Annotated in this window: 8 protein-coding genes; 2 read left to right on the top strand and 6 right to left on the bottom strand. The window is 51.7% G+C overall.

Features of this window, described 5'->3' with window-relative positions; translation table 11 throughout:
* Positions 1–250 precede the first annotated feature (250 nt).
* Entirely contained in the window at positions 251–664 is a 414-nt protein-coding gene (locus BW972_RS14970; protein WP_076422704.1) for a VOC family protein, read from the bottom strand.
* Complete coding sequence (locus BW972_RS14965) at positions 665–1,594, bottom strand: 2-hydroxyacid dehydrogenase (protein WP_076422703.1); 930 nt, start codon at positions 1,592–1,594, stop codon at positions 665–667. It lies immediately after the preceding gene.
* Positions 1,595–1,779: 185 nt separating this feature from the next.
* Here BW972_RS14965 and BW972_RS14960 point away from each other — a divergent pair, with 185 nt between their 5' ends.
* Complete coding sequence (locus BW972_RS14960) at positions 1,780–3,336, top strand: protein adenylyltransferase SelO (RefSeq protein WP_076422702.1); 1,557 nt, start codon at positions 1,780–1,782, stop codon at positions 3,334–3,336.
* Between the two features lie 51 nt (positions 3,337–3,387).
* Here the strand turns inward: BW972_RS14960 and BW972_RS14955 are convergent, their stop codons facing one another.
* Genes BW972_RS14955 through BW972_RS14940 form a run of 4 tightly spaced genes read right to left on the bottom strand, consistent with a single transcriptional unit; the run spans position 3,388 to position 6,055 of the window.
* On the bottom strand, positions 3,388–4,332 hold the full coding sequence (locus BW972_RS14955) for a hypothetical protein (RefSeq protein WP_076422701.1): 945 nt from the start codon (positions 4,330–4,332) through the stop codon (positions 3,388–3,390).
* Positions 4,329–4,514 (bottom strand): hypothetical protein, encoded by a 186-nt coding sequence (locus BW972_RS14950; protein WP_007659868.1) that lies wholly within the window; start codon positions 4,512–4,514, stop codon positions 4,329–4,331. Before BW972_RS14950 ends, BW972_RS14955 begins: the two co-directional genes overlap by 4 nt.
* Positions 4,514–5,608, bottom strand: a complete 1,095-nt coding sequence (locus BW972_RS14945) for a toxic anion resistance protein (protein ID WP_076422700.1) — start codon at positions 5,606–5,608, stop codon at positions 4,514–4,516. The genes BW972_RS14950 and BW972_RS14945 overlap by 1 nt, the downstream gene beginning before the upstream one ends.
* Positions 5,609–5,617: 9 nt before the next feature.
* Positions 5,618–6,055 carry a hypothetical protein gene (locus BW972_RS14940; RefSeq protein ID WP_076422699.1) on the bottom strand — a complete coding sequence of 146 codons (438 nt, stop codon included), beginning with the start codon at positions 6,053–6,055 and terminating at the stop codon, positions 5,618–5,620.
* A gap of 359 nt (positions 6,056–6,414) precedes the next feature.
* Between BW972_RS14940 and BW972_RS14935 the strand changes: the two genes are divergently transcribed.
* Positions 6,415–6,984: a pseudouridine synthase gene (locus tag BW972_RS14935; protein ID WP_007655166.1), complete on the top strand. Its 570-nt coding sequence runs from the start codon at positions 6,415–6,417 to the stop codon at positions 6,982–6,984.
* Positions 6,985–7,054: the final 70 nt, after the last annotated feature.

Raw genomic sequence — 7,054 nt, 5'->3', positions numbered from 1 at the left:
AAGCGCCTGCACCAGACCCGCATCTCCGGCCCGAGGCCGGAGGCGGTGCAGATAAAGCTGCCAACTGCCAAAGCCGGGCTCTACTTCCTGCACATTCAGACGGAACGCGGTTTGATCATCAGGAAACTGACAGTACTATAGTAAACCATAAGAAGCACAAGGGCCGCTTAGTTTCAGCTAAGCGGCCCTTGTGCTTTTGTCATAGAGGAATGGTCACCTTGATCCAGGCATGCTATACCCTCACAATTTTTTAAGAAGCAAACACTTCCTCCGGATTTTTAAAAGCCTTGAACTCGAGCGGATTTTTGCTGTGGTCGAGGATAAACATAGTACGTTGCTCTCCTACCTGGCCTTCGTAGCGGGTATAGGGCTCCACCACAAAAGGTATAGCATGCTGCTCCAGTCGCTCGCGCACCTGATCGAACTGCTCATAGCTGAGCAGGCAGCCGAAGTGCGGCACCGGCACACTGATACCAGCCACTTGTCCGCAGTAATCCGGCTCAGGTATGTTGGCACTCACGTGGGCCGACAGCTGGTGACCGAAAAAGTCGAAGTCGATCCAGTGCTCGGTGCTGCGCCCTTCTTTACAGCCCAAGATACCCACGTAAAACTGGCGGGTCGATTCAATGTCCTTCACTTTGAAGGCGTAGTGGAATGGGTTCATTTAATATCCTTTAGCTTTTGATACTACATTGATTAAGGGCTCGCCGTGGCGCATGCGGTCGTAGTTCTCCAGAATCTGCGACACAGCCGAGGCCGGATTTGTAATGCTGGCGACATGGGGCGTCACCGTTATCGTCGGATGCGACCAAAACGGATGCTCCGCTGGTAGCGGCTCCTCCCTGAACACATCCAGACTGGCACCGGAAAGATGCCCCTTGTCGAGCATTTCGATCAAATCGTCATCAACCAGGTGTTCTCCGCGTGCTACGTTAATGACATAAGCTCCTTTGGGAAGCTTGCTGAAGGTGTCTTTGTTTAAGATATCGGCCGTCTGCCTGGTTAGGGGCAGCAGACAAATCAGGATATTGGCACTTTCCAGAAAAGCGTCCAGCTCCTCTGATCCGGCATAGGTTCCTACCCCTTCCATCAGTTTGGGAGAGCGGGACCAGCCATGCACTTTAAAGCCGAGTTTACTCAGCTGCTGTGCCGTGTGCGTACCAAGTACGCCCATGCCCATTACCCCGACCACCACATCGGCCGTTCGCTTGTAACTGTGCTGTTTCCAGGTATGGCTTTGCTGTAATTCCTTATACTTGTCCAGGCCGCGCACATGGTTCAGCACCTGGGCGGTCACAAATGCAGCCATATCCTGCGTCAGGTCTTCGTCTACAATGCGGGTAATCTGCACCCCTTGCGGTAACTCCGGGTCACGCAGAATATGGTCTACTCCGGCACCCGTGGAGGCGATGCATTTTAGGTTTGGGAATGCTGTAAAAGCGCCGGGCGGATGGTTCCAGGCCAGGGCAAACTCAACTTCCTCTGCCGGACCTGTATCCGGATAAACATGTACTTCCAGGCCCGGACGACGTTCCTTCAGGGCACTTTCCCAGCGGCTTGTGTTTCTGCCCTGGCTAAATATAGTGATTGACATAAAAGCTGTAAGTCTGTTCAGTAATGCTTGGCGATGTAAAGCCTGTCCCTGATTACGTGCTAAACGGGATAAGTCTGCTAAATTTAACTAATCTTGCACAAATCTTGTTAAAGAGAAATCAAAAGGCTGATAAAAGGTTTACAGAAGTGCCCTGGTCAGCTACCTTATACCTAAAACTGAATAAGATGGAGCAACTGAGCTCGAAAATTTATAAAAAAGAATTTGTAGACACTTTTGCCGGTGATGACAGCGGCACGTTAACGCCACGGCAAACGCCGGGCGTACTCTACAGCAAAGCAAAACCTACTCCTGTAGAAAAAGTAACACTCCTGACCTGGTCCGATACCCTTGCCAACGAACTAGGTATAGCTAAGCCTACAGAGCAGCAAGACATCGACATATTGGGTGGTAATCGGGTAACGGACAGCATGTACCCTTATGCAGCCTGCTATGCCGGACACCAGTTCGGTAACTGGGCCGGTCAACTGGGCGATGGACGTGCGATTACATTAGGAGAATGGGAAGCAGCTGACGGCAAAACGTGGGAGCTACAGTTGAAAGGCGCTGGCCTGACCCCCTACTCCCGCCGTGCCGACGGACGTGCCGTGCTGCGCTCCTCTGTGCGTGAGTATCTGATGAGTGAAGCCATGCACTACCTGGGCGTGCCGACTACGCGAGCGCTAAGCCTGGTAAGCACCGGTGAGCCTGTGCTCCGCGACATGTTCTACAATGGCAATGCCGCCTACGAACCGGGTGCGGTTGTGATGCGGGTAGCGCCCAGCTTCCTGCGCTTCGGCAATTTTGAAATGCTGAACGCCCGCAAAGAGCACGACAACCTGCGCCAGCTCGTAGACTGGACCATCAGTCGCTATTACCCGCACATTACAGGTGAGGACAAAGTAATAGACTGGTTTAAAGAAGTGGTAGACCGTACGGCAAAACTGATGGTGGAGTGGATGCGGGTGGGCTTTGTGCACGGCGTGATGAACACGGATAACATGTCCATCCTCGGCCTGACCATCGACTATGGTCCCTATTCGTTCGTGGACAACTTCGACCCGAACTTCACTCCGAACACGACCGACCTGCCGGGCAGAAGGTATGCCTTCGGAAAACAGCCCTCGATCGGTTACTGGAACTTAGGCGCCCTGGCGGGTGCCTTGCTGCCGCTGGCAGATAAAGACAAGCTGGTAGAGACCCTGGAGTCGTTCAAAGACGTTTACTGGACGGAATACTATGCCATGATGGGCCGTAAACTCGGCCTTGACCAGGTGTCCCAATTAGACCGCGATTTGATCAGCCAGTTCGAGAAAACCCTGACGGAAATACAGCCTGACATGACCATTTTCTTTCAATTGCTGATTGACCTGCCGCTTTCGGTAGAAGGTGAAGAAGCAGTAGCAGATCACTTTAAGCAGGCTCTGTATGATGACCTGTCAGCTGAGCAGAAAACAGCCTTCTATACCTTGATCAGCAATTACCTGGAACGCCTGAACACGAACAAGATCAGACGATCGGATTCACAGGAAATGATGCGAAAAGCCAATCCACGTTTTGTGTTGCGCAACTACCTGCTGCACCAGGCGATTGAGGGGCTGGAGAAAGGTGATGATGTCCTGTTCGTGAAGCTGCAGGAGGCAATTAAAGAGCCGTATTCCGATAAGTTCGATGAATTCTTCCAGACCCGTCCGGAATGGGCTTCTCAGAAAGCAGGCTGCTCGATGCTGTCGTGTAGTTCGTAAACTTATTTGCAAAACAAGAAAAATGCCTCTGAAGAATCAGAGGCATTTTTCTTAAAAGCTCTTTCGATGCATCCTCACCGGAAACAAGCGGTAATCCATTAAACTCACGGCATACGGAAACCCGCGCCAATGCACAATCGGAACATGCCGCGCTGGACTCGGACCCTTGGTATCCGGTATGGCCAACATCGTGTTACCGATATAGCTGACCTCTTCCTTCGGCACTGCAAGCTTTGAAGCGATATGCTGCAAAAACACGTCCTTGTCAGTATCCGAAGAGGTGAAGGAAATCTCGCGTGACATGGTGGCACCGCCTTCCAGCTCCGGGGAATAAAACACGCGGGAGTAAGTATCGATGGCAATAACCGGAACACCCAAAGCCGGGACTTTCGCCTGCATCACATCCGGCTGGCCCATGGGTGCCTGATTGGCGACCCGCTTCACCATCTCCGTTACTTTCTGCGCTGTATAGATGCCTTTGATCGTTTCGGATTCGATGCGCTTGAGCACCTGCTCTACCTTCGACTCAAAAGGCTGCCCTGGATTGTCTGGCCTGGCTGGGGCTGGACGTGGTGCAGCAGGTTGTGCTGGTGCCTGTCCCTGCGGACGTGGCTTCTGTACCTGTGGTAGCGGCTGCGGCTTTTCCCGCTCCGGCACATAGCTGTCTTTGATATGACGCTCGTGCACGTTGATCACCGTTGTGAAGGTGTTAATGAAATGCTCCGTGTTCTGCACATGAAACAGCTCCAACTCCTGTATGCGCTTGCGGGTAACGAGGTAGTTGTGCACCAGCTTGGTCTTTTCGAACACAGCCAGCAGTTTATCGGCATGCGGCGTATGCCTATACCTTTCATACAGCCTGTGCAGGGCATTCAGCCTGGCATTGGAAGCACGGATATACTGCATGGCGCGGGCGTCAGCGGCACCTGGATGGTCCATGACCGTGCGGGTCGATTCCTGTTCCAGCCCGAAAAAAGAACGAAAAAATCGGATCATTTAGACAGGATGCGTTTGAGGTGCTGGGTTTCAATTTCGACCTGCAATTTCTCCGAGAGTTTCATCTCTTCGAAAAGGTTGTCGATATGCTGGATATAAAGGTCCAGCACCGCCTCCTGCTCGTCGCTCAGGATGCGGTGCCGGACGGCTAGTTCTTCTTTCTTATCGCCTCGGTATATCATTATTCTATTTCAATCTGCTTGGACTTGCCGAAGGTGCCGATGATCTTGCTGTTGAGCTCTTCCTGCACCTGCGCCAGTTCTTTTACGGCTTCTGCCCGTTTCTTGCTGCCCTCTTCCGAAATCTTGATCACCTGGTCGAGCGTTTCCACCATGTCCTTGTTCACTTTCTTCAGCGTCTCCACATCCACGATGCCGCGTTCATTCTCCTGCGCCGCGATCACTACGTTTTTCTTCAGGAGTTCCGAGTTCTTGCGGAGCATTTCGTTGGTGGTGTCAGTCACCTTTTTCTGGATCTCGAGGGCCTTGCGCTGCTTCTCAAGACCGAGCGCAATCGCCACCTGCTGACGCCATACCGGTATAACCGTCACAATGGAGTTCTGGATCTTTTGAGCCAGCACATCGTTCGTGGTCTGGATCATGCGGATCTGCGGCATCGACTGCGTGGCAATAGTATGGGAAAGCGTGAAGTCATGCACCTTTTTTTCCAGGCGCTCTTTAAAGGCGATCATATCGCTCAGGCGCTGTACGGCCAGTTCGTCCTGCCCGCTGTTCTCCACCTCGTCCTGCAGCTTCGGTATGATATCGGTTTCGATCTCCTCGATCTTCATCTTTCCGGCCGCAATCACAGAGCGTATCTCGTGGATGTACTCCACCGCCTGGTTGAACATTACTTCCAGTGAAGTGGAGTCTTTCATGATGCTCTGGCGGGTGCGCTCCAGTTTTACCACCACATCGTCCACGTTAGCCGACACGGAGTTATACTGCGAGGCAATCTGCTTCGACTTGTCTGAAAACTTTTTCACGAAAGGCAGGCGTGAAAAGAAACCACCCTTCTCCTGCTCATCAATCTTGATCATGTTGATCTGGTTGAGCAGTTCATTGATGGCATCACCAGCTTCGCCAGAATCTTTGGCTTTTACTTTGGTGAGCAGTTCGTTTGAGTAGTGACCGAGTTTGCGCTGGGTTTCCACGCCAAAATTGCTCAGGCTTTCCGGATTGCCCGGATCTATGGATTTAGAGATTGCCAGGGCTTTCTCTTTTATTTTCTCTTGATTCTCTGCGATCGTAATCTCTGTTTTCTCTGTTTTTTCCATCTTGTTTTATTACCTAAAAAGTTTGTGATTGATTAGGTCTAAAGAGTCTAAATACTTTTTGATGCGCTCGTGTCGGTCGGTCTGCTCGTACCACTCTATTTCGTTGAGCGGCAGGTACTCGCCCAGGAGGTCACGCACTTCTTTTAGCAGCGCATCGCCTTTACGGGTTCTGAACTCGGGGTTGCGGTACTGCGCACTCAGGTATTCCACCTTCACCTGTCCGGTTTTTGTTATAGCCAGCTCGCGCACTTCCACCACAAGTTCTGAGGATTTGCCGTCCTCTGTCACCATGGTTTTGTACACGCCCTTGTTGCCTTCGTCAAGCGCCAGGGCACATTGCTGCCGTACATCCTGCAGTGCTTTGCGCAGTTGCCGGTTCGGGATAACATAGTGCCCCACGATGTACCCCAGAAGAGCCGCTATCAGGAATGTCCAAAAAATAAGCATTGCGTTTATAAAGTTTGACGCTTAATTAACTATGTAATGAAGCAAAATAAATTGATGTAATCAAGTATTAGTGAAGCGGATGGGGCCTGAAACAGCTGGATGATTCTCCTGATCACCTGTTTTGCGCCTCGCTCCCAGCCTTTTCTTTCTTCTATACGCGGAACCTACACCTGGGGCTAACGAGAGTTCAGGCTGAATAAGGGCCAGGTATAGCCTCCTGTACCAATTGTACCCGAACGCATCTTTTCATTGTCCTATTACGGTGGCAGGGCACTATACTTTACAGCGCTCGCCGATAAAATCAGGCATTTTGTCTAATTTGCGGGACGATCTATCCCTGATTTTATACTTTCGTTTACATGCAGCACCGGCATTTCATTTTGCACAAACCCTATGGCTACATCAGCCAGTTCGTGACCGATAAGAAAAAGCAGAAATTACTGGGGGAGTTGTATGATTTCCCGGAAGGAACAATGGCTATTGGGCGGCTGGATGAGGCCAGCGAGGGTCTGCTCCTGCTCACCACCGACGGCAAAGTGAGCGAACAGGTACGTGGCAAGCATGTCGAAAAGGAATACTATGCGCAGGTAGACGGCCTGATCACCGATGAAGCCATTACTCAGATGCAAGCTGGTGTTTCGATCGGCATTTACGGCGAACAGTACGGTACCCGTCCCTGCACTGCTTTCCGGCTCGAGGCCGCACCGGATTTCCCGGAGCGCAGCCGCCGCATCCGCAGTGACCGCCACGGGCCTACCAGTTGGGTGTCGATCACGATATCGGAAGGGAAGAACAGGCAGGTACGCAAAATGACTGCCGCCGTGGGCTTTCCGACGCTGCGACTCGTGCGTGTGCGGATCGGCAATATGCGCCTGCAGGAGTTTGTGCCGGGGAGTGTCTCAGAAGTTGAAAGCTTTGATTTGGGATAAAAACCTGTGTTATACCTGCGAAATTTCTTCGTGACTTTAAACCAAAGCCGTCATGATGAGTCTATTGAGC

It is taken from the genome of Pontibacter lucknowensis (assembly GCF_900156415.1).
Classification (GTDB): domain Bacteria; phylum Bacteroidota; class Bacteroidia; order Cytophagales; family Hymenobacteraceae; genus Pontibacter; species Pontibacter lucknowensis.
This window is presented reverse-complemented; position numbering and strand designations above follow the sequence as displayed.